The 21,698-nt window shown below is 59.9% G+C and carries 20 protein-coding genes; 11 read left to right on the top strand and 9 right to left on the bottom strand.

Annotation, left to right across the window (positions count from 1 at the left end; translation table 11 throughout):
- Positions 1-38: 38 nt before the first annotated feature.
- Entirely contained in the window at positions 39-1,322 is a 1,284-nt protein-coding gene (locus H3Z84_RS00525; protein ID WP_199455870.1) for a valine--pyruvate transaminase, read from the top strand.
- Here the strand turns inward: H3Z84_RS00525 and H3Z84_RS00520 are convergent.
- The 3 genes from H3Z84_RS00520 to purM all read right to left on the bottom strand — a co-directional run bounded on the left by H3Z84_RS00520 (position 1,313) and on the right by purM (position 3,847).
- On the bottom strand, positions 1,313-2,050 hold the full coding sequence (locus H3Z84_RS00520) for a DUF3108 domain-containing protein (protein ID WP_199455869.1): 738 nt from the start codon (positions 2,048-2,050) through the stop codon (positions 1,313-1,315). The genes H3Z84_RS00525 and H3Z84_RS00520 overlap by 10 nt on opposite strands.
- A 73-nt stretch (positions 2,051-2,123) precedes the next feature.
- Positions 2,124-2,786, bottom strand: coding sequence for a phosphoribosylglycinamide formyltransferase (gene purN, locus H3Z84_RS00515; RefSeq protein ID WP_199455868.1), 663 nt, complete (start codon positions 2,784-2,786; stop codon positions 2,124-2,126).
- The gene (gene purM / locus H3Z84_RS00510; RefSeq protein ID WP_199455867.1) at positions 2,783-3,847 is read right to left on the bottom strand and encodes a phosphoribosylformylglycinamidine cyclo-ligase; all 1,065 of its coding nucleotides are present in this window, start codon (positions 3,845-3,847) and stop codon (positions 2,783-2,785) included. The genes purN and purM overlap by 4 nt, the downstream gene beginning before the upstream one ends.
- 191 nt (positions 3,848-4,038) lie before the next feature.
- Here purM and H3Z84_RS00505 point away from each other — a divergent pair, with 191 nt between their 5' ends.
- The 5 genes from H3Z84_RS00505 to H3Z84_RS00485 are packed head-to-tail and all read left to right on the top strand — an operon-like array spanning position 4,039 to position 7,647.
- Positions 4,039-5,184, top strand: coding sequence for a DUF2066 domain-containing protein (locus tag H3Z84_RS00505; protein WP_199455866.1), 1,146 nt, complete (start codon positions 4,039-4,041; stop codon positions 5,182-5,184).
- A gap of 21 nt (positions 5,185-5,205) precedes the next feature.
- On the top strand, positions 5,206-5,766 hold the full coding sequence (locus H3Z84_RS00500; protein ID WP_022990094.1) for a CDP-alcohol phosphatidyltransferase family protein: 561 nt from the start codon (positions 5,206-5,208) through the stop codon (positions 5,764-5,766).
- Entirely contained in the window at positions 5,763-6,464 is a 702-nt protein-coding gene (gene hda / locus H3Z84_RS00495) for a DnaA regulatory inactivator Hda (protein ID WP_199455865.1), read from the top strand. Before H3Z84_RS00500 ends, hda begins: the two co-directional genes overlap by 4 nt.
- Before the next feature lie 40 nt (positions 6,465-6,504).
- Entirely contained in the window at positions 6,505-7,302 is a 798-nt protein-coding gene (locus tag H3Z84_RS00490) for a ParA family protein (protein WP_022990096.1), read from the top strand.
- Positions 7,303-7,311: 9 nt separating this feature from the next.
- Positions 7,312-7,647 (top strand): YqcC family protein, encoded by a 336-nt coding sequence (locus H3Z84_RS00485; protein ID WP_022990097.1) that lies wholly within the window; start codon positions 7,312-7,314, stop codon positions 7,645-7,647.
- An 18-nt stretch (positions 7,648-7,665) separates the two neighbouring features.
- Here H3Z84_RS00485 and nadC read toward each other — a convergent pair whose 3' ends face one another.
- Positions 7,666-8,505, bottom strand: a complete 840-nt coding sequence (nadC, locus tag H3Z84_RS00480; RefSeq protein ID WP_199455864.1) for a carboxylating nicotinate-nucleotide diphosphorylase — start codon at positions 8,503-8,505, stop codon at positions 7,666-7,668.
- A gap of 214 nt (positions 8,506-8,719) precedes the next feature.
- Here nadC and H3Z84_RS00475 point away from each other — a divergent pair, with 214 nt between their 5' ends.
- The 3 genes from H3Z84_RS00475 to H3Z84_RS00465 all read left to right on the top strand — a co-directional run bounded on the left by H3Z84_RS00475 (position 8,720) and on the right by H3Z84_RS00465 (position 12,548).
- Entirely contained in the window at positions 8,720-10,984 is a 2,265-nt protein-coding gene (locus H3Z84_RS00475) for a DUF1631 domain-containing protein (RefSeq protein ID WP_199455863.1), read from the top strand.
- An 85-nt stretch (positions 10,985-11,069) separates the two neighbouring features.
- Positions 11,070-11,660 (top strand): 1,6-anhydro-N-acetylmuramyl-L-alanine amidase AmpD, encoded by a 591-nt coding sequence (gene ampD, locus H3Z84_RS00470; protein ID WP_228285773.1) that lies wholly within the window; start codon positions 11,070-11,072, stop codon positions 11,658-11,660.
- Positions 11,661-12,548, top strand: a complete 888-nt coding sequence (locus tag H3Z84_RS00465) for a histidine kinase (protein ID WP_199455861.1) — start codon at positions 11,661-11,663, stop codon at positions 12,546-12,548. It abuts the gene before it with no gap.
- Between the two features lie 25 nt (positions 12,549-12,573).
- On the opposite strand, the gene H3Z84_RS00460 is transcribed toward H3Z84_RS00465, so the two are convergent.
- The 5 genes from H3Z84_RS00460 to H3Z84_RS00440 all read right to left on the bottom strand — a co-directional run bounded on the left by H3Z84_RS00460 (position 12,574) and on the right by H3Z84_RS00440 (position 19,304).
- Positions 12,574-13,131, bottom strand: a complete 558-nt coding sequence (locus H3Z84_RS00460; protein ID WP_094625643.1) for a cob(I)yrinic acid a,c-diamide adenosyltransferase — start codon at positions 13,129-13,131, stop codon at positions 12,574-12,576.
- 24 nt (positions 13,132-13,155) lie between these two features.
- Positions 13,156-14,040, bottom strand: a complete 885-nt coding sequence (locus H3Z84_RS00455) for a ketopantoate reductase family protein (RefSeq protein WP_199455860.1) — start codon at positions 14,038-14,040, stop codon at positions 13,156-13,158.
- Between the two features lie 4 nt (positions 14,041-14,044).
- Positions 14,045-16,915: a valine--tRNA ligase gene (locus H3Z84_RS00450; RefSeq protein ID WP_199455859.1), complete on the bottom strand. Its 2,871-nt coding sequence runs from the start codon at positions 16,913-16,915 to the stop codon at positions 14,045-14,047.
- Between the two features lie 396 nt (positions 16,916-17,311).
- Entirely contained in the window at positions 17,312-17,824 is a 513-nt protein-coding gene (locus H3Z84_RS00445; RefSeq protein WP_199455858.1) for a DNA polymerase III subunit chi, read from the bottom strand.
- Entirely contained in the window at positions 17,814-19,304 is a 1,491-nt protein-coding gene (locus tag H3Z84_RS00440) for a leucyl aminopeptidase (protein ID WP_199455857.1), read from the bottom strand. Before H3Z84_RS00440 ends, H3Z84_RS00445 begins: the two co-directional genes overlap by 11 nt.
- Before the next feature lie 228 nt (positions 19,305-19,532).
- Here H3Z84_RS00440 and lptF point away from each other — a divergent pair, with 228 nt between their 5' ends.
- Together lptF and lptG are read left to right on the top strand one after the other, a co-directional pair.
- Positions 19,533-20,636: an LPS export ABC transporter permease LptF gene (gene lptF, locus H3Z84_RS00435; protein ID WP_199455856.1), complete on the top strand. Its 1,104-nt coding sequence runs from the start codon at positions 19,533-19,535 to the stop codon at positions 20,634-20,636.
- Positions 20,629-21,690: an LPS export ABC transporter permease LptG gene (gene lptG, locus H3Z84_RS00430; RefSeq protein WP_022989563.1), complete on the top strand. Its 1,062-nt coding sequence runs from the start codon at positions 20,629-20,631 to the stop codon at positions 21,688-21,690. The genes lptF and lptG overlap by 8 nt, the downstream gene beginning before the upstream one ends.
- Positions 21,691-21,698: the final 8 nt, after the last annotated feature.

Below are 21,698 nucleotides of genomic sequence, written 5' to 3'. Positions count from 1 at the left end.
AGCTACCTGTTGAATTGCCTGTTGAACGGATAACTGCCATGAAACTCTCTGCTTTTGGTCGTAAATTTACCGCCGACGCCGGTATTACTTCCCTGATGGATGACCTTGGCAATGCCATGGCCTCTGGCGAGGGAATGATCATGATGGGTGGTGGTAATCCCGGGCACATCCCGGAGATTCAGGAGCGGGTGCAGGAAATCCTGGCGGGTATGGCGGCAGACGAAGAGCAGGTGCGCCGGCTGGTGGGTATCTACGATCCCCCTCAGGGTGAGAAGCAGTTCATTGCCTCGCTGGCGGAGTTGCTGAACAAGGAATACAACTGGGGCCTGAAGCCGGAAAACATCGCCCTGACCAACGGCAGCCAGGCCGCCTTCTTCATGTTGTTCAACATGTTTGGCGGTGAATATGGCGAGGGCCAGCGCAAGCACATCCTGCTGCCACTGGCGCCGGAATACATCGGCTATGCCGATGCGGGCATTGATGCAGACTTGTTCCGGGCCGTGCAGCCGGACATTTCATTTACCGATGCCCACGAATTCAAATACCGGGTGGATTTTGATGCGGTGGAGGTTACGGGTGAAACTGGTGCGATCTGTGTCTCCCGGCCCACCAATCCCACCGGTAATGTCATCACCGATGAAGAGCTGGCCCGGCTTGAAGAAATGGCCCGGCAGCAGGATATTCCGCTGATTGTCGATGGCGCCTACGGTACGCCGTTCCCGAGCTTGCTGTTTGTGGATGCGCAGCCCACCTGGAACGAGCAGATTATTCTGTGCCTGAGCCTGTCCAAGCTCGGCTTGCCGGCTGCCCGCACCGGTATCGTGATTGCCGCAGAGCCCATCATCAAGGCGTTGTCCGGCATCAATGCCATCATGAACCTGGCCACTGGCAGCTTTGGCGCCATGCTGGCGGAGCCACTGGTTCGGTCTGGCGAAATCCTGTCCCTCAGCCGGGATGTGGTGTGCCCCTTCTATAAGGCGAAAATGGAAAAGGCTGTGGCAGCGTTCCGTGACGCGATGGGCGAAGACAGCTGCCGTTGGTACATCCACAAACCGGAAGGTGCCATGTTCCTGTGGCTATGGTTTCCGGATTTGCCGATTTCCAGCCTGGCGCTGTATCAGCGCCTGAAAGAGCGGGGAGTGCTGGTGGTGTCCGGGCACTATTTCTTCCCGGGCCTGCCGGATGACGACTGGAAGCATCGTCACGAATGCTTGCGGGTTACCTACTCCCAGGATGATGCGCAGGTGGCGGAAGGCCTGCGTATCATCGCGGATGAGGTCAAAGCGGTATGGCGGGAGTTCGGCCGGGCCGGTCAGTCCTGAACCCGGGCATCTCTAAGCTTCAGTTCGTATTCGCTGCCGTCCGGCTCTACCTGTAGCAGCCGGACCAGCAGGTAGTCCTGGGCCGGATCAAACCACATCAGGGTCTGGCGCCGGGCATTCTCGCCGCGAACCTTTTCCGCTTTCAGGGTGTTCATGGTGCGGCCCCGGTCGCTCAGGCTGTCTTCATCAATCACCGAGAACCGGTCTTCATCGTAGTCACCCTTGTCGAGCACATGGTAGGTGACGTCCCGTTTGCCTGCTTTCAGGTCCTGGTGCAGCTGCAGCTGGTAGCCCAGCGGGTCCAGGGTGCCTTCCCTCAGTTCAACGTTGAACGACTCGCCCCGGTAAGAACCCCTGGCCATACCTTTCTGCCAGTCGAAATCGATGGCTTGTTCGCGATCTTTAATCAGAAATCCTGACAACCGGTAGCGATAGCGCAGGGGAATGACCTGGCCGTCCTGCCACTTGAAGATCAGTGATTCGTCGATATCGGCAATGAAGGAGTCAACGTCTGTACGGTACAGCCAGACGTTGTTTCCCTGGTCGGTCAGCGTGCGCACGCCTTCGCCATTCAGACTGACACCCTTTGACATGGAAGCGGTGTAGCTGGCTTCGTACGGGGTAAGCTCAGGGCTGGCGTCGGCAGCGCTGGCGGATAGCGCAAACAGGCCGGACAAAAGCCCGGCCAGCAGGGCGGAAGTTCTGGTGACGTCTGGGTTTCTTTGCATCCGGTTGCCTCTTTCTCTGTCTATGCTTGCGACAGTCTAGCTGTTCCCGGTGCTCAGGAGGATGACAAACTGTTCAGCTGGCTGTCAGCCGCATGGGGTGTTGCAGAAGTTTGCCGTCAAACTGGACGCCGTCGGCGGTCAGCTGAATGCGGCCTTCGCAGAACCAGCGCACCACGATGGGGTAAAGCACATGTTCCTGCTGCTGTACCCGCTCGGCCAGTGATTCTGCATCGTCGTCCGATTGAACCGCGACTTCGGCCTGTGCGATTACCGGGCCACCATCGAGTTCTTCGGTAACGAAGTGAATGGATACGCCGTGAACCTTGTCGCCGGCATCGAGCACCCGCTGGTGGGTGTTCAGGCCGGTATAGGCTGGCAGCAGGGAAGGGTGGATGTTCAGCACCCGGCCCCGGAATGCCCGCACAAAGTCGGCGGTCAGAATGCGCATGAAACCGGCCAGTACGATCACGTCCGGGTTCAGTCGACGCAGCTCGGCCATCAGGGCGCCATCAAACTCTTCGCGGGAACCATACTTCTTATGGTCCACCACGAAGGTTTTGATGTTTGCCTGGGCTGCCCGCTCCAGCGCGAAGGCACCGGGGCGGTTGCAGCCAACGGCGAGGATTTCGCCGGGGAAATCCCGTTCACGGCTGGCGTCTATCAGGGCCTGAAGGTTGGTGCCGCTGCCCGAAGCCAGAACAACAATGGTCGGTAGCGGTGCTGGGTCTGCCATCATGCCTTCAGCAGCTCCGGTGCGTAGCGCACTTTCGGCTCGGCATCACTGGCATCGGCGGCTTCCATAACGCCAACCTGCCAGACTTTCTCGCCCATGGCATTGAGGGTATCGATGGCCAGGTCTTTCTGGTCAGCCGGTACACACACGATCATGCCAATACCACAGTTGAAGGTGCGGTACATTTCTTCAGCGGCCACGCCGCCTGCGTTCTGCAGCCACTGGAAGACCGGGGGCAGTTCCCAGCTACGGGTATCGATGGCGGCAACGGTGCCGGCCGGCAGTACCCGGGGAATGTTTTCCGGCAGGCCGCCACCGGTGATGTGGCACAGTGCGCGCACATCGACTTCGCGGATCAGTTGCAGCAGGTTTTTCACGTAAATGCGGGTCGGGGCCATCAGCGCATCGGCCAGGGTGCTGTCACCCATGGGCTGGCTGAGATCCGCGTTGCTGACTTCGATGATCTTGCGGATCAGCGAGTAGCCGTTGGAATGCGGGCCGGAGGAGCCCAGGGCCAGCAGTACATCGCCTGGCTGTACACGGCTGCCATCGATGATCTCGCTGCGCTCTGCTACGCCTACGCAGAAGCCGGCCAGGTCGTAGTCGTCGCCTTCGTACATGCCCGGCATTTCGGCAGTTTCACCGCCTACCAGGGCACAGCCGGAAAGCTCGCAGCCTTTACCGATGCCTTCTACTACCTGGGCTGCGATGTCGACATTCAGCTTGCCGGTGGCGTAGTAATCCAGGAAGAACAGGGGCTCGGCACCGCCAACGACCAGGTCGTTCACGCACATCGCCACCAGGTCGATACCGATGCTGTCGTGCTTTTGCAGCTGCATGGCAAGGCGAAGCTTGGTGCCCACGCCATCGGTGCCGGATACCAGTACCGGCTCCTTGTAACCTGCCGGGATGGATACCATCGCACCAAAACCGCCAAGACCGCCGAGCACTTCAGGACGACGGGTCCTGGCTGCGGTATTCTTGATGCGGTTGACCAGTTCGTTGCCGGCATCGATATCAACGCCGGCGTCACGATAGGTAAGGGAGGGCTTCTGTTCGCTCATGGAATGTTAACCGTTGGCCTGTGGGTCAAGCGGCGGATTTTAACAGGTGCGCACGGGGGCTCCAAATGGAATTCCCGCTTAGTCTCGGGAATTGCCTGCCTTATATTGCGAACCTGCAACAGGGGCTTGCTACTCTAGTCAAAGGTGATGGTGTATCCTGTGCGCCATTCATGGGAACGGCAGGGTGTTACATGACTGAATCACGACGGAAAAATTCCAGGCCTCGGCTGCTTTGGCCAGTATTGTCTGCATTGCTGGCCCTGGCCACTCCGGCCGCGGCAGTCTCTGTATCCGGGCTGTACAACGCCGACGTTCCGGTGCAGGGCGGTTCTGCCGCCGCGTTGCAGCAGGGCTATGCCGATGGTCTGCGCCAGGTGATGGTGCGGGTCTCCGGTAGTCGGGATGTATTGCAGCGAGAAGGCATTGATCAGGTGTTGTCCGAGGCGGAAAGCCTGCTGCAGGCCTACCAGGTTGGCATCGAGGCTGGCCAGTCACGGCTGCGGATGAGTTTTGGTGCCGTTGGCGTTAACCGGGCCCTGGCCTCGATTGGTGCGCCGGTCTGGGGTGCTAACCGCCCACTGACCCTCGCCTGGGTGGCGGTAGAGGATCGCGGTAGTCGCAGTTTGCTGACCCGCTCCGGCGCCGGTGCCGAGTGGCGTGATGCGTTCCGGAAGGCGGCCGGTGTCCGGGGCTTGCCGATCGAATTTCCGTCCGAGAACCAGGGCAGTGACCGGGCGTTGCTGTCTGATCTATGGGGGCAATTTATCGGGCGCATCCAGAAGGCATCTGAAGATGTCTCCTATGACGTCCTTGCCCTGGTCAGGGTGAGCCGCTCCGGTGACCAGTGGCGCGCCGGCTGGGTTGTAGACGGCATGGGTATGGACGCTGCTGAGCGTTCGGTATCTGCCGGTAATCCGGATGACCTGGCCCAGGCGGTGGTCGATTATTGGGCCGAACAGTACGCCAGCCGCTACGCGGTTTCAGCCGGTGAAATCGGGGACTCGCCCAAGGTGGATGTGGTGTTCGACGGAGTATCCACACTGGCGGACTACGGGCGGATCAACAAGGTGCTTGAAGGCCTGACACCGGTAGTCTCGGTGAGCGCTGCCCGCATTCGCGGCGAACGACTGACCGCGCGGATTGCGTTTACCGGCGAGCTGGAGCAGCTGAAAGAGTACATTGCGCTTGATCCGCGCTTTGTACCGGTTGAAGGTGAGTCCGAACAGACGCAGCCCGCCGATGAGCAGGATGCCGAACAGGCCTTTGAATCCCTCTATCAAGTGCTTAACTATCGCTGGCAGCCGTCCCCGGTTGTCAGCAGTGGTGAAGACGGCTGATAAATTGACGGAGGCAGCCGGGTGAAATCAACACAGTGGCGCTGGATTCCCAATGCCCTGACTTTCATGCGGATGGTGTTGATCATTCCGTTTGCAGGCGCGCTGCTTGATGGCAACTACCGGTTGTCATTGCTGATTTTCCTCGTGGCTGCCATCAGCGATGGCGTTGATGGCTTTCTTGCCCGTTATTTCAACTGGCGCACGCGGGTAGGGGCCATCGCTGACCCCCTGGCCGACAAGGCGCTACTGATTACCACCTACCTGATGCTTACCATCACCGGTATCCTGCCGGTGTGGTTGTTTGTGCTGGTTCTGGCGCGGGATATTGCGATTGTTGGCGGGGCATTGGCGTTTCATTACGGCATTGGCCGGTTCGAAATGGCGCCGAGTGTGCCCGGCAAGATCAACACGCTGGTGCAGATCCTGGTGGCCCTGGCCATTATCATCCTGCTGGCGGGCTGGCCGATGCAGCCCTGGGTGATTGATGCGGGGGTCTGGCTGGTGGCGGGTTCTGCCATCTTCAGCGGCTGCCACTATGTGATTGTATGGAGTTTGCGGGCATTAAGGATGAAGCGATCATGACTACTGCCTCCCAGATGGCCCTAGGTGTCCGGCTGCGTGACGATGCCCGCTTTGACAACTTTCATGGTGACCGTAACCGCGATGCCGCCCGCAGGCTGGAAGCCCTGTGTGAGCAAAACCACGACCTGCCGGTGATGGTGATCTGTGGCGATTCCGATACCGGCAAAAGCCATCTGTTACAGGCGGTCTGCCACAGGGTAGAGCAACTTGGCCAGAGTGCCGTGTGTATCAGCATCGAAGAGTTGTTGCCATTTGGCCCGGATGCATTATCCGGGTTGGAGACCCGTCATGTAGTCTGTCTGGATGACCTGGACAAGCTGGCGGGCGATCCTCGCTGGGAAGAGGCGGTGTTCCATCTGTATAACCGGATCCTGGATCGCCGCGGTTTGTTAGTGGTGTCGATGTCGGAAGTGCCCGCCTCGTTACCCTTTGGCCTGGCGGATCTCGGTTCCCGGCTGGCCCACGGCCTGCTGGTGCAGCTGGGCGTGTACCGGGATGAAGACCGCATGCGCATCCTGGTGGCCCGGGCGGAACAGCGAGGCATGGTGATGACCGACGAAGTCGCCAGCTTCATCATGCGCCGGGCTCCCCGAAGGCTGGGCGAGCTGCTGGCCATCCTGGATTCTCTCGATGAGAACTCGCTGCAGGCCCAGCGCCGGCTCACCATCCCCTTTGTTAAAACCGTGATGGGCTGGTAGTCACAGATCAATAACTACAAGTGTTTACTGGAGAGACAACATGAGACGGGTTGTGTTCAATCAGAAAGGTGGTGTGGGCAAGTCCAGCATCACCTGTAACCTGGCGGCCATCAGTGCGGCCCGGGGCAAGCGCACGCTGGTGGTAGACCTGGATCCACAGGGCAATTCCAGTCATTACCTGCTCGGCAAGCCTGCATCTGAACTGCGGGATACCGTGGCGGACCTGATGGAGCAAACCGTGGCGTTCAGCATGTTCAACCGGCGCCCGGACGAGTTTGTGCATGCCACGCCGTTTGATAACCTGTTTGTGCTGCCGTCCAGTCCGGAACTGGATTTTCTCGAGCGCAAGCTTGAAGCCAAGCACAAGATCTACAAGTTGCGGGAGTATCTGAAAAAACTCAGCGAGTCGTTCGATGAAATCTACATCGACACAGCCCCGGCCCTGAATTTCTATACCCGTTCGGCGCTGATTGCGGCCCAGCGTTGTCTGATTCCGTTTGATTGCGACGATTTCTCCCGCCAGGCGCTTTATAACATTCTTAACGAAATCCGGGAGTTGCAGGAAGATCATAACGAAGAACTGGTGGTTGAAGGTATCATTGCCAACCAGTTCCAGCCCCGGGCCAGCTTGCCGAGACAGCTGGTTAAGGAGCTGCTGGAGGAAGGTTTGCCGGTATTGCCGGTGAGGCTTTCCAGCTCGGTGAAGATGAAAGAATCCCACCAGAGCCGGCAGCCACTCATTCATATGGCTCCGAAACACGGCCTGACCCGTCAGTTCGAAGACCTCTACAGGGTGCTGCACGGGGAGTCGGTGGAGCTGGAACCGCTTCAGGATTGATCAGAACCCATGAGTGACGAAAACCAACACCTCGACCTGCTGACTGACGGACTGCTGCAGATAGAGATCGAACTCCGGCAGCTGGGAGTCTGGCAGGCCGAGCCGCCACCGCAAGAGGCGTTTCAGAGCACCCAGCCATTCTGCCTGGATACCATGGAGTTTCCGCAGTGGCTGCAGTTTGTGTTTCTGGAACGCATGAAAGTGCTGGTTGAGCACAATCATCCGCTGCCGTCTGCGTCCGGGATTGCGCCCATGGCGGAAGAGCATTTCCGGGGGCGTCCGGAATCCGGGCAGGGCCTGGTGAAGGCGCTGGAAGAAATGGACCGGTTGCTGACCCGGTCCTGAGCCCGGTAACTGGCCGGGTTATTCCAGCCGCATCGACAGGTCGATGGCCTTGACGTCTTTGGTCAGGGCGCCGATCGAAATGTAGTCCACTCCGGTCTCGGCAATTGGCACCAGGGTTTGCTCATTAATGCCGCCGGAGGCTTCAAGCCTGGCGCGGCCTGCAGTCAGCTTGACCGCTTCAACCATATCCTCCAGTGAAAACTCGTCCAGCATGATAATGTCGGCACCGGCGTCCAGGGCCTGGGTGAACTCGTCCATATTCTCGGTTTCCACCTCAACCGGTTTGCCCGGCGCAATGCGGTGCGCTTCAGCAACGGCCCGTGCGATAGAGCCACAGGCCGCGATGTGGTTTTCCTTGATCAGGAAAGCGTCCCACAGGCCGATCCGGTGGTTGTCACAGTCGCCACAGGTCACCGCGTATTTTTGCGCCAGCCGCAGGCCGGGCAGGGTCTTTCGGGTATCCAGCAAGCGTACCTTGGTATGGGCAACCCTGGCCGCGTAGCCGGCGCACTGGGTGGCGACGGCAGAGAGTGTCTGCAGCCAGTTCAGGGCAGACCGCTCAGCCGTCAGTAGCGAGCGGGCAGGGCCCTGCATGCGGAACAGTACAGCATCGGCCGGCACATCGTCGCCGTCCCTGAATAGCCACTCCAGCTCTACGTTGGGGTCTACCTGCCGGAAGACTTCGTTGACCCACTCCACACCGGCCAGCCTGGCGTTCTCGCGGGTGATGACCCGGCCGCGGGCGGTTTTGTCTGCCGGAATCAGCATGGCGGTGATGTCGCCGTCCCCGATGTCTTCCCGGAGGCTGTGGGCTACGGATTCAATACGGGCCTGTCGGAGCAGTTCGGGGGCAATCATGGTGTTTTTCCGCTGGTCAGTGGGGTGGAATTAACGGCTGCGGGGCAATTCTACTGCTACCCCGGCAATTCACAAAATGCCACCATGAATTTCAACGTCTTGTGTCGGACACAAATGGTGACAAAAACTGACACAAGGTGACGGCAACTGGTCGTATCATAGAGCTGCGGAGTAATATAAGTTTGTCACGCAGATTCGATCCCGGAGCAAGTCCATGGCGCACGATAGCAAGGTTGTCCGATTAGCTGGCCACAGGCTGGCGGGCGGGTTTACGTTGCCTGCTGCATTGGTCAGGTTGCGTGACACTGCGGGTCAGGAACTGAAAACCGTACTCGCCAGCTTTTTCGAACAGGCGGACGACAGCCTGTTCTCCCTGGCCGATCGTGCCGGTTCCAACAAAGATCAATCCGCCTATTTTGATGCCATGCGGGAGCTCCGGCTGCGCCGCCGGGCGATGTCGCTTTCCGTGTTGCAGTACGTCAGCCAGGCTTTTAACGAGCTGGGCCGGTTCAAGCCGGTGCGTTCCGGCGGCTCCCTGGAAGAGGTTAACCAGGACACCCTGAGCCTGGTCGAGCATTCCGAGCTTGAAGAGCAGGTAGCCGTTGAAAGCCTGACCAATCGCCTGCGTAACCGTCACCAGGAGCAGGTTCGCATGCTTGCGGCCCGGGTACGGCACCTGGTTCCTGAGCTGGAGCTGGCTGATGACCAGATTCCCCTGAGCGCCGAGGTTATTTGCGGCGCTATCGCTGAAGCCTGTTCAGACCTGGATATTGATATCCGGGCCAAGCTGGTTGTCCTGAAACTGTTCGAGCGCTTGCTGGCAGACAAGCTGGAGCAGTTCTACCAGAAATGTAACCAGACACTGATTTCCGAAGGCGTGATGCCGGGTATGAAGAATGCCCCGGTCGGCCGTGCGCCGGCGCCTTCAAGGCCAGCCAGTCAGCCGGTTCCGCCCGCCGCGTCGCAACAAGCCGAGGCCATGCCCCAGGCTCCTGCCGACGATGCCGGCAGCCAGCTGGCCAGTGCTACCTTCAACGAATTGAGCGCATTGCTGCGGCAGGGTGGCGATGCCGGTGTTGTTTCCCGGCCCGCCGCTGGCGGCAATGTGCTGGACACCAGTCGTTTGCTGGCTCGCCTGACCGAGCTGCAGGCACTCAGCCGGGATGAGGCACAGGTTGAGCAGGTTATGCCCTTGCGGGAACAGCTGCAGCCGGTATTACAGCCCGCTGAAGGTTCCAGCGTTTCTGTCACCCAGGTCGACAGCGATGTGATCAACCTGGTGGGCATGTTGTTTGACTTCATCCTGGATGACCGTCAGCTGCACCCGGTGATGAAGTCGCTGATTGGCCGGTTGCAGATCCCGGTGCTGAAAGTTGCCCTGAGCGACCGCAACTTCTTCAACCGCGGTGGTCATCCGGCGCGCAAGCTGCTGAACGAACTGGCGCTGGCGGCAATCGGCTGGAATGAAAAGCGGCCGGGCATGCGTGATCCGCTGCGGGAAAAAATCGAAGAAGTGGTCGGCCGGGTGCTGGCAGAGTTCACCGACAGCGTCGACCTGTTTGAAGAACTGCTGAAAGACTTCGGCCACTTCATGGACCTGGACCGTCGCCGCCGTGAGCTGGTCGAGCAGCGCTTGCGTGATGCCGAAGAGGGCCGGGCACGGCAGGAAAGAGCAAGCCAGGCGGCAAAAGATGTCATGCTGGAGCAGGCCGAAGGCCGGGACATTCCCGAGGCTATCCGAGCATTGCTGGACGGCCCGTGCACCCGCTATCTGCAGTGGATCATGCTGCGTCAGGGCGAAGAAAGCCCTCAGTGGCAAGATGCCTGCGAACTGGTCACCCGCCTGATCTGGACGGTAGACCCGAGCCCGATTACCGATTCTACCCGTGCCGAGTTGCTGAGGGCGATTCCGGGTGTTGTGGAAGACCTGCGGGCAGCCCTCAAGGAAATTTCCTGGGACCCGTTTGCTACCGACAATGCCGTTCGCGACCTGGAGCTGGCCCACGTAGATGCGTTCCAGAAGCTGGTAACCGCACCGGTAGAGGTTGAAGACGAGCCGGTTGTGGACGAGCTGCCTGAGGTTTCAGAACCTGAGCCGGCTGTCCAGGCCGAGCCAGAAGTCGCCTTGACTCCGGAGCCTGTGCCCCAGCCAGAAGTTGCGCCAGAACCAGAGCCGGAGCCCGAAGCTACCATAGATCCGGAATGGCTTGCCCGGGCGGATCAGATGCGGGTTGGTTCCTGGGTGGAGCTCAAGCGCGACGACGACACCCGCCTGCGTTGCAAGCTGGCAGCGTTTATCAAGGCTACCGGCAAGTACATCTTCGTGAACCGCAGTGGTGCCAAGGTGGCCGAGTATCAGCGGGAAGAACTGGCGACAGCCATGCAGTCCGGTTTGATCGGCATGCTGGACGATGGCCTGATTTTTGACCGGGCCCTGGAATCCATCATCGATAACTTGCGTTACAGTCGCAAGGACTGACCGCTGCAGGCGACTCCGTGGCATCGGAATGGACTTTGTGATTCAATCTCCGGATCGAGTCACCCATTGCGTATCTGGATGTACCTTGCCTGATCAACACTTCAACGCCCGGGTCGAACAGCTTCGAGCGACGGGCCGGTTCCCGGATGCCCGCTGGTGTCCTTCCCCGAATTTCGGCCCCCGCCCCGAGGGTGTTGCCATTTCGTTACTGGTGGTACACAACATCAGCTTGCCGCCGGGCGAGTTCGGCGGTGGCCATATCGAGGAATTCTTCTGTAACCGGCTGGATCCTCACGCCCATCCCTATTTCCAGACCATTGCAGATTTGCAGGTTTCCGCCCACGGGCTTATCTGCAGAGACGGCTCGGTGGTCCAGTTTGTCAGCTGCCTGGACCGCGCCTGGCATGCCGGGCGCTCCTGTTTTGAGGGCGAGGAAGAGTGCAATGACTTTTCCATCGGTATTGAACTGGAAGGGGCAGACGACGTGCCCTACACCGATGCTCAGTATCAGTCCCTGGCCCGACTGGCTGCCCTGGTTCGGGCAGCCTGGCCGGAGATTACGGCAGAGCGGATTACCGGCCACTGCGATATTGCCCCGGGCAGAAAGACGGACCCCGGTGAGGCCTTCCAGTGGGCGCACTTCCATCGCGTTTTAAGCACAACGGAGAATGCCTGAATGGTACTGGTGGTTTTTCTGCTCGCCTATGTGATCCGGCAGCGCCTTGATCGGCTCGGTGTGTTATCCAGTGATGACCTGTGGCGATCCTGGCTGCATATCGGGACCCGCAGCAAGGCCGGCAAAGAAGGTTCCCTGTTTTTAGGGCTGTTACTGGTTCTCGGCCCCGCCGTGCTATTGGGGGCCCTGGTTCTGGCGGCCGGTTACGGTGGTATTCGTGTTGTGGTTTACCCTGTGGAACTGATCGTTCTGGTGCTGATGATGGGCGTGCCCGGCTGGCGCCCCGTACTGGAGGCCTACACCGAGGCCTGGAGCCGCGGTGACATGCAGGGAGCCTGGCATCATATCGAAGACCGCTTGCCGGAGGATGAGCGGGGCAGTGCGCAAAGCGCAGAAGTGATGCATTTGTCGGTTTCCCGTGCCTTGATGGTATCGGTGTTCGAGCGGTTTTTCCTGGTGGTGTTCTGGTATGTGGTTGGCGGAATCTGGCTGGCAGTCATTGCCCGTGGACTGGTGGCACTGGCAGAGCAGTGGCCGCAGCCAGCGGCCCGGCAGCGCTTTGCCATCGCGGCAGACATTATGGCCTGGGTGCCGTCTCGTTTGCTGGCTTGTACCTTTGGCGTGGCTGGGGACCTGGCGGGCTGGTCGCGATCCATCCGTCTGGTGGTGCCGGGGTTCGGCAAGCCGACAGACAATGTGCTGATGACCGCTGCCAGCGGCTCCCTGACGGGCTATGCCCTGGATCCGGAACGGTTCGGCCAGGTATACGCGGGTGACTGGCCGAAATTCGGTGGCCGTAGCATTCGGGCCATGCGGGATTTGCTCAGCCGCAGCATGCTGGTGTGGATCTGCGCCATCGCGCTGTTGGTGATTGCCGGGATCGTATGATGCCCGGCAGGCAGGAATCCGGCCCTCAGAGACCGGATTTTTTTTGCTCCCAGAGAATTTCCTGGGCGCCGTCCCTGCGGGCCAGTACCCGCGCAACTACGAACAGCAGGTCGGACAGCCGGTTCAGATAGTGGCGGGAGGCGGTGTTGATGGAGTCTTCGTGGCCCAGGGCCACAACTACCCGCTCGGCGCGCCGGCAAACAGCGCGGGCCATGTGGCAATGAGCCGCAGCAGTGGAGCCACCGGGCAGGATGAAGTTCTTCAGGGGAGGCAGGCCTTCGTTGTAATGGTCCAGCGTGGTTTCCAGCCAGGTGATGTGCTCATCCCCGATGACTTTGCTGCCCGGAATGGCAAATTCCCCGCCCAGGTCGAACAGGTGGTGCTGGATGCGACGAAGCACCTCAATCAGCGCGTCTTCCGCCGGTAAGGTTTCCACCAGAATACCGATATGGCAGTTCAGCTCATCGGCGGTTCCCATCGCTTCCACTCGCTGGGCGTTCTTGGCAATCCGGTTGCCATCGGCCAGGCCGGTAGAGCCATCGTCTCCGGTGCGGGTGTAGATCTTTGACAGGCGATTGCCCATGGTTTGAACTCCCTTCTGTAGTGATCAGTTGAGTTGTTTTACCCGTTCGGTGAGCATTTGGTTCACCGGTACGGCAATGTTGTACCGGTGGCCCAGGCGGGCAAGGTAGCCGTTGATGGCGTCTATCTCGGTTTCTCGGCCCGCCAGCATATCTGCGCGCATCGACGATGTGTTTTCAGCGGTTTTCCGGGCCACGGCTTCGATGGTTTCCCGCAGGCTATCCGGTACAACTACGGGTTGCCCCGCGGCATCCAAAAGCTGGCTGATTTCCTGGCATAGCGGATCGATCCATTTCAGATAGAACGGCTGGCCCAGGATCTCACCGTTTGGGCAGTCGAGCAGGGCGGTAAAGGCGTTGATGCCGGAATTGATAACCAGTTTCTGCCAGAGTCGGCCGAGAATATCCTGTTCCGGCTGGACTGCCAGGCCGCTGGCGGCAAGCTGCTGCGCCACCGGCTCCACATGGGCTTGCCCGGCAGGGTTAAGTGCACCTAGCCAGGTAGTACCGCGACCGGCGTGAACCGTCAGGCCTGCCTGCGGCCGGTTGGCGCCTTCAGTGGTGGAGGCCGCGAGCACAGGCCTTTCCGGCCAGGTTTCGGCAACCTGTTGCTGGCTCCCGAGTCCATTCTGGAACAACACGATGGGTGTTGATGATGGCACTGAGGGCAGGGTAGACGTGAAGGCTTCTAGAGTGTCGCCGGCTTTGGTGGTCACCAGTAACAGGCCTGGTGACTGCCCGGATTGAAGCCAGGGAATGGTGACGCTGAATTGCTCGCCTTCGATGGGCTGAAGGCGGTAGTGGACAGGCTCCGGGTGTTGGCCCGGGCGGGGCACAAACGCTACCTGCCCGGCAGGTAGCGTTGCGGCCCAGAGCCGGCCCAGGGAGCCGGCACCGAGTATGGCAATCATGGCCTTACATGGCCTCGATTTCGGCCCGCTGTGCGCTGAGCCGCTGCAGGCTGCCCTGGGCATCCTTCAGCTTCTCTTTTTCCTTCTCGACCACTTCAGCCGGAGCCTTGGCGGTGAACTTCTCGTTGTTCAGCTTGCCTTCCAGACGGCCGATTTCCTTGTTCAGGCGCTCCAGTTCCTTGTCCAGGCGCTTGAGTTCGGCGTCCTTGTCGATCAGGCCGGCCATGGGCACCAGCACTTCCATTTCGCCCACCAGCTGGGTGGCACTCATGGGAGCCTTGTCGCCCTCGAACCATTCCAGTTTCTCCAGCTTGGCCAGGGACATCAGGAACTGGCGGTTGTCGTTAAGGCGGCGCTGGTCGTCGGCGTTGCCGCCTTTCAGCAATACCGGAACCTGCTTGGCCGGGGAGATGTTCATCTCGCCACGGATATTACGGACCGCTACGATCACGCCTTTCAGCCATTCGATATCAGCGGCCACGGCGGCCTCCTGCTTGCTGGCATCCGGCTGCGGGTAGGGCTGCAGCATGATGCTGTCGCCGGTTTTGCCGGCCAGCGGGGCGATGCGCTGCCAGATTTCTTCGGTGATGAAGGGCATCATCGGATGTGCCAGGCGCAGGACGGCTTCCAGCACGCGAACCAGGGTACGGCGAGTGCCGCGCTTGGCTTCGGGGCTGGCGTTGTCGTCACTCAGGGCCGGCTTGGACAGCTCCAGGTACCAGTCGCAGTATTCGTTCCAGATGAACTCGTACAGGGCGTAGGCGGCCAGGTCGAAGCGGTACTGGTCCAGGTGGCGGATCACTTCCTGCTCGCAGTGCTGCAGCTCGCTGATGATCCAGCGGTCAGCCAGGGACAGTTCCACCGGCTCGTCGTTCACGCCGCAGTCTTCGCCTTCGGTGTTCATCAGCACGTAGCGGGCGGCGTTCCACAGCTTGTTGCAGAAGTTACGGTAGCCTTCCAGGCGCTTCATGTCCCAGTTGATATCACGGCCGGTGGTGGCCATGGCGGCCAGGGTGAAGCGCAGAGCATCGGTGCCGTGGGCAGCGATGCCTTCCGGGAATTCCTTCTCGGTACGCTTGCCGATCTTTTCGGCCAGCTTCGGCTGCATCAGGTTGCCGGTACGTTTTTCCAGCAGGTCCGGCAGGCTGATGCCGTCGATCATATCCAGCGGGTCGATCACGTTCCCCTTGGACTTGGACATCTTGTCGCCGTGCTCGTCCCGGATCAGACCGGTGACATACACGGTATGGAAGGGTACCTGTGGGGTGCCGTCTTCGTTTTTCATGAAGTGCATGGTCATCATGATCATCCGGGCAACCCAGAAGAAGATGATATCGAAACCGGTCACCAGCACGTCGGTGGGGTGGAAGGTCTTCAGCCGTTCGGTGATTTCCGGCCAGCCCAGCGTGCCGAAGGTCCACAGGGCGGAGCTGAACCAGGTGTCCAGTACATCGTCGTCCTGCTTGAGTTCCAGTGTGTCCGGGAGCTGATGTTTGCTGCGAACCTCAGCCTCGCTCCGGCCCACATAGATATTGCCTTCAGCGTCATACCAGGCAGGAATCCGGTGCCCCCACCAGAGCTGGCGGGAGATGCACCAGTCCTGGATGTCGCGCATCCAGGCGAAGTACATGTTTTCGTACTGTTTGGGTACGAACTGGATACGACCGTCTTCTACCGCTTCAATAGCCGGCTTGGCCAGGGTCTTGGCGTCTGCAAACCACTGATCCGTCAGCATCGGCTCGATGATCAGCCCGGAGCGATCACCGCGGGGTACGCTAAGCACGTGGTCTTCGATTTTCTCGACCAGGCCTGCCAGTTCCATGTCGGCAACAATCTGCTTGCGGGCTGCTTCCCGGCTCAGGCCAGCATAGGCGGCCGGGAGGGCGCTGTTAATCTCGGAATTTTCGGTGCCGTCCGCATTGAAGACTTCGGCGATTTCACGAATGTTGGCGTCCTGCGTCATGACGTTGATCATGGGCAGGTTGTTGCGTTTGCCTACGGCGTAATCGTTGAAGTCGTGAGCGGGGGTGATCTTCACGCAGCCGGAGCCTTTTTCCGGGTCGGCGTGGTGGTCGGCCACGATGGGAATCCGGCGGTTTACCAGTGGCAGCAGTACATGCTGACCGATCAGGTGCTGGTAGCGCTTGTCGTCCGGGTGCACGGCCACGGCCGTGTCGCCCAGCATGGTTTCCGGGCGGGTGGTGGCGACGATCACGTAGTCTTTGCCGTCCTGGGTTTTCTGGCCGTCGGCCAGCGGGTAGCGCAGGTGCCAGAAAAAGCCCTTTTCTTCCTTGTTTTCGACTTCCAGATCAGAGATGGCGGTGTGCAGTTTCGGATCCCAGTTCACCAGTCGCTTGCCGCGGTACACCAGGCCGTCTTCGTACAGGCGGATAAACACTTCCTGCACGGCCTTGTAGAAGCCATCGTCCATGGTGAAGCGTTCGTTGCTCCAGTCCACGGAATTACCCAGACGGCGCATCTGGCGGGTGATGGTGCCGCCGGAGTGCTCTTTCCAGTCCCAGATACGCTTGATGAACTCTTCCCGGCCCAGGTCGTGGCGGGTTTTGTCTTCCTCTGCAGCCAGTTTGCGCTCAACCACCATCTGGGTGGCGATGCCGGCGTGGTCGGTGCCGACGGTCCACAATGCGTTACGGCCCTGCATGCGCTTGAAGCGGGTGAGGGTGTCCATGATGGTGTGCTGGAACGCATGGCCCATGTGCAGGCTGCCGGTCACGTTGGGTGGCGGGATGGCGATGCTGTAGGAATCGCCTTCGCCCCCCTCAGCCTTTTCTGAACGGGGGCGGAAATAGCCTTTGGATTCCCAGTTTTCGTACCACTGGCGCTCGATGTTTTCTGGCTGGTAGGTTTTTTCCATGAGATTATGCAGTGACCGTTTTGGTTGATTCACATAGAGAAATTCTGAATCGCACGATTATACATGGTCACCTTGATTGCGGCGAACCTTCGACGCTCGTCGGGGCTTCGGTATGGGCTCAGTAGCCTGCTAGATTGGTGCTTTGTGAGGTTGGGGACAGGCTTTCCAAAAACCGCTACGAGCACATCCATGTGCGCTTCTCTCCGGCCATCCATGGCCTACGAAATTTTTGGAAAGCCTGTCCCCAGCCCCACAGATCGAATTTTTGCTGGTCGCTGGTGAGTATTGCTTTTTCTTTTTCGTTTTTGTCCGTGTGGGTCCGTGAGCGTCCGTGGCTAATAAATTTTATCTTTCCGTGTTTTTCCGTGTTTTTCCGTGTCTTCCGTGGCAAAAAAATCACCGCCGCCGCATATCATGCACCCGAGCCTCAATCCCCAACACCCGCAGTTGCTTATAATGCCCCCGAGCGAGGTTCAACACCGCCGGATCGTTATGGGCCACCAGCGCCAGGCGGCGGTACTGATCAGCGTCGTCCGGTAAGGTCGAGGACAGCACGATAACGGTATCCCAGTCCGTGGCGGCCGGCGGGTAAAGCAGGATGCCGACAGGGTCGGTGCAGGGGGTGGTCGGGTCTTTGGCGATGCTGTGGGGGATGTAGGCTTCCGGGGTGAAGTTCCACAGCAGGTCGTCGAGTTCTTTGGCGTGGTCTTCGGTGTCGCAGAGGAGGCACACGCGGTCGCCCTGCTGCCAGGCTTTGTCCACGAGTTTGGCGGCGTGGAGGTTGCGGGCGGCGGGGGTGTTCTGGGTGAGGATGTGGAACCAGTAGCGTTGGTTCTTTTCGTCCCGGCCGGAGGGGCCGGCAGCTGGGCTGCCGGGCTCCGGGGTAGGGGTTGGCTGGTTATCCTGCATGGGACATCAGGTAGTCGACCAGCAGGGGTACCGGGCGGCCGGTGGCGCCTTTGGCTTTGCCGGAGTTCCAGGCGGTACCGGCGATGTCCAGGTGGGCCCAGCGGTAGTCTTTGGCAAACCGGCTCAGGAAGCAGGCAGCGGTGATGGTGCCGGCCGGCCGGCCGCCGATGTTGGCCATGTCGGCGAAGTTGCTGTCGAGCTGGCTCTGGTATTCGTCCCAGAGCGGCAGGCGCCAGGCGCGGTCGCCGGTGCGCTCGCCGGCGGCCAGCAGTTCGTTGGCTAGTTCGTCGTTGTTGGACAGAAGGCCGGTGGCGTGGTTGCCCAGGGCGATGATGCAGGCGCCGGTGAGGGTGGCCATGTCGACTACGGCAGCCGGGTCAAATTTCTTCACGTAGGTGAGGGCGTCGCACAGTACCAGGCGGCCTTCGGCGTCGGTGTTGAGGATTTCAACGGTCATGCCGCTCAGGGTGGTTACGATGTCGCCCGGGCGGGAGGCGCCGCCATCCGGCATGTTCTCGGCGGCAGCAATCACCGCGACTACGTTGATTTTGGGCTTGGTCTCAGCCAGTACTTTCATGGCGCCGAATACGCTGGCGGAACCGCCCATGTCGTACTTCATCTCGTCCATGCCTTCGCCGGGCTTGAGGCTGATGCCGCCGGTGTCGAAGGTGATGCCTTTACCCACCAGCACGTAGGGTTTGTCCTTGGCTTTGCCGCCACGGTATTCCATCACGATCAGGCGCGGGGGCTGCTTGGAGCCTTTGCCCACGGCCAGGATGGTGTTCATACCCATCTTTTCCATCTGCTTTTCATCAAGCACTTCGGTCTTGATGCAGTCGTGTTCCTTGGCCATGGCCTGTGCCTGTTCGGCCAGCCATACCGGGTGGCAGATGTTGGGCGGGGTGTTGCCCAGATCCTTGGTGAAGTTCATGCCGCGGCCGGTGGACAGGCCCAGGTTGAAGGCATCTTTCAGGGCTTTGCCGGCACCGGAGGCCTGTACAGTCACTTTCTTGAGCTTGCGGGCAGCAGGCTTTTCGCTCTTGAAGCCGGTGAAACTGTACAGCTGGTCTTCCAGGATGCGGCCAATCAGGTTCAGGCGCGCTTCTTCGTTGCTGACCGCATCTTCGCCCTGCAGCGCAGTGTCGGCCAGGCAGATCAGGGCGTTTTTGGACGGGCCGTCTTTCAGGGCGCCCATCATGGCGATCAGGGCTTTGCGGAAGTTGGCCGGTGTGCGGTCTGCATCTTTGCCGGTGCCAACCACAATCAGGCGCTGCCAGGGCTGGTCGACCAACGGGATGGTGTTAACAGAAGCGTTCTTGCCGGTCAGGTCGCCAGCTTTTTCGAGTTGCTTGATCAGCCCGCCCAGGATTTCGTCTGCCTGTGTTGTGGTGTCAGGCCAGGTACCTTTTTCGGGGAGGCCGATGACCAGGCAATCGGTTTTGGTGGCGGCAATGGCTTTACTGCTCAGGCTGAAATTCATGGCAACTCCCGTTGTCAGGTTATTCTGTTTAGGTCCGCGCCGGGCGGGTTTGATCGAATGTTAATAAGGATTGGGGCAAAGCCGCGAATAATCAAGCGATAAGGCCTTATCGTTACGATGGCTTTAACGAGTTGTTCCTGTACTGTCATTCATTCCCAAGGTTACATAGAATACGCGCAGTTCCTCTTATCCTCCATCTCCTGAAAGGGCGCGGCCAGAGAGATCAGTTTGAGCATCATTTTCCGTTACCTCATCCGCCAGATCATGGTCAGCATGCTTGCTGTTTCCGGCATTTTGTTGCTGGTGTTCATGAGCGGCCGGTTTATCAAGTACCTGGCGAGTGCGGCTGAAGGCGAGCTGGCAGCGGGCGTGTTGTTCGCCATTATGGGCTACCGTTTCCCCGGTTTTCTGGAGCTGATCCTGCCCTTGGGATTGTTTATCGGCATTCTGCTGGCCTACGGCCGGATGTACCTGGAAAGCGAGATGACGGTGCTGTTCGCCTGCGGCGTCAGCGAGCGGGAGCTGTTGCAGAAAACCCTGGTGGGTGCGCTGCCGGTGATGCTGGTGGTGGGCGCAATGAGCCTGTTTATCTCACCCTGGGGTATGAAGCAGGTGGAACATATTTTCAACGAACAGCGCAAAGCCACCGAGTTTGAAATGCTCGCGCCCGGGCGGTTCCAGGATCTCAGCTCCGGTACCCGGGTGACCTATACCGAAGCGCTCAGTGACGACAAGCGTGAGCTGCAGGGTGTGTTCATTGCCGAGCACGGTCGCAACGGTGAAGGCGTTACCCTGATTACAGCAGAGACCGGTTCGCAGTTGATCGACGAGAAAACCGGCAGCCGGTTCCTGATTCTGGAAGAAGGCGGCCGCTTTCAGGGCATGCCGGGGCAGCTGAATTACAACGTAACCCGGTTCGAGGCCTATGGCCTCAAGATCCAGGCCGGCGAAGCGGGTGATCGCGAGCTGGAAGAGGGTATCAGTACCCTGGATCTATGGCGATCAGACAACCTTGAAGATCGCGCCCTGTTGCACTGGCGCTTCTCCCTGCCGTTAATCGTTCCGATCGTTACCCTGCTGGCGGTTCGTCTGAGCCGGGTGAATCCCCGGCAGGGCCGGTTCTTCCATCTTTTACCTGCAATGCTCGTGTATATCACCTATCTGGGCCTTCTGATCGTGGCCCGGGACGCACTGGCAGACGGCAAGGTGTCGGAGTGGATCGGCATGCTCTGGGTGCACGCGCTGTTCCTGGCGCTAGGGTTATGGCTGCATTTCGGGCCGGCCTGGCTGCATCGCCGCCGGCTGGAGAAGGAGGGCCGTGCCAGTGCGTAAGATCGACAACTATGTAATGCGCACCGTTGGCGGTGCCATGTTCCTGGTGATGGTGGTGGTGCTGTCGCTGGATGTGATCTTCGCCTTCATTGCCGAACTGGAAGACACCCGCAACGATTACCAGACGGTGCAGGCGCTTTGGTATGTGGCGCTCACCTTGCCCCGCAGGATCTACGATTACCTGCCGCTCGGGGCGTTTATGGGATGCCTGGTTGGGCTGGGCGCCATGGCGAGTTCGTCGGAGCTGACGGTGATTCGCGCTGCCGGGGTGTCGCTGAAGCGGATTGTCTGGTCTGCCATGAAGCCGGCGCTGGTTATTGTGTTGCTGGGTGTGGCAATTGGTGAATACGTGGCACCGAACACCGAACGGCTCGCCCAGAGCGACAAGGCTATTGCCCTGGGGGCTGGCAAGAATGTGGCATCGGCCCACGGTGTCTGGCATCGGGAAGGCAATACCTTTATGCATCTGAATGCGGTGCAGCCGGATGGTGGCCTGGTAGGGGTTTCGCTGTTCCGGTTTGATGATCAGCGCCAGCTGGAACAGTCCAGCTTTTCCGAGCGGGCGGTGTTCCAGGGTGATCACTGGTTGCTGGAGAACGTGGCGGTGACCCGCATGGAGGGTGAGCAAACGGTGCGGGAAGCCCATGAAACCCTGCGTTGGGATACCGGCTTGTCTCCGGACGTCTTGAGTGTGCTGATTGTGAAGCCGGAAAACCTGTCGATGAGTGGCCTGTATACCTACGCCACCTATCTGGGGGAGCAGGGGCTGACTGCGGCACAGTACTGGCTGGCGTTCTGGAAGAAAGCACTGATGCCGCTGGGTACTGCGGTGATGGTGCTGGTGGCCATTTCCTTTGTGTTCGGCCCCTTGCGTTCTGTAACCATGGGCTTCCGGGTGTTTACCGGCTTGCTGGTGGGCTTGTTGTTCAAGTACATGCAGGATCTGCTCGGGCCCATGAGCATGGTGTACGGCTTCAATCCCATGATTGCTGTGCTGGCGCCGATTGCCATCAATGCCGTGGTAGGTGCGGTGTTGATGAGAAGGGCCGGCTGAACCGGCCC

Origin of the sequence: Marinobacter sp. bablab_jr003 (assembly GCF_016464245.1) — a bacterium.
GTDB lineage: Bacteria > Pseudomonadota > Gammaproteobacteria > Pseudomonadales > Oleiphilaceae > Marinobacter > Marinobacter vinifirmus.
This window is presented reverse-complemented; position numbering and strand designations above follow the sequence as displayed.